The organism is Facilibium subflavum (assembly GCF_003574485.1).
GTDB classification, from domain to species: Bacteria; Pseudomonadota; Gammaproteobacteria; order Francisellales; family Francisellaceae; genus Facilibium; species Facilibium subflavum.
Map to the genome: position 1 here is coordinate 1 of NZ_QLIT01000214.1, position 759 is coordinate 759.

The following is a 759-nucleotide window of genomic DNA, read 5'->3' on the forward strand; positions in this document are numbered from 1 at the left end:
CGGTCTTGATGATTTCAGGCTTGCACAATATAGACGATCTCTCTTGCTACCCTTATTTATCAAAGGTTATGCACTTATTATACGAATCCACCGAAGATAATCTATGGTAGTTTAAGGAAATATCTTGTTGAGATATTTCATGATTTATCCAAGAGGGCTGATATTAAAATAGAGGAAGGTCATTTGATGAAAGACCATGTTCATATGTGTTTGAGTATTGCCCCAAAATATGCGGTATCAAATGTGGTTGGATATTTGAAAGGTAAAAGTGCAATAGCTATTGCACGTAAATTTAAAGGTAAACAGCGAAATTTCACAGGAGAGCACTTTTGGGCAAGAGGTTATTTTGCTTCTACAGTGGGTCTAGATGAGCAGGTTGTTCGTGAATATATTAGAAATCAAGAGGAGCATGAAGATCAGTTGGAGCAACAGCAATTGAAGTTGCAATGGTAATAGCGCCTACAGGCGCAAGGTAAAGCCCTTTTAGGGCGTCATCTAAATAAGCTTCCAGCTCTGCTGGAAGTCATTTAACTGACCAATTAACGTATCAAACTTCTTGGATATATGATACCAGTCAAGAATATAGGTAATGGATTTGCAGTGTTTTTTAAGAGATTTTAAAACATTCCAGCAATTCTTGGCTCCATCTGATAAAGCAACAACATCTGTTTTCTTGGTTAATCCTTCCTTTTTGGCAGCAATCAATGTCATCGCTTTAATAGATTTATGATGATCTTTATAACTAGAGGCTGCATACGG

2 pseudogenes are annotated in these 759 nt (G+C 37.0%); one reads left to right on the forward strand and one right to left on the reverse strand.

From position 1 onward, the window contains the following. Positions 1-93: 93 nt before the first annotated feature. Positions 94-453, forward strand: a pseudogene (gene tnpA / locus DNK84_RS11635) (IS200/IS605 family transposase); the annotation flags it as partial. 42 nt (positions 454-495) lie between these two features. On the opposite strand, the pseudogene DNK84_RS11640 reads toward tnpA, so the two are convergent. Next, positions 496-759, reverse strand: a pseudogene (locus DNK84_RS11640) (hypothetical protein); the annotation flags it as partial.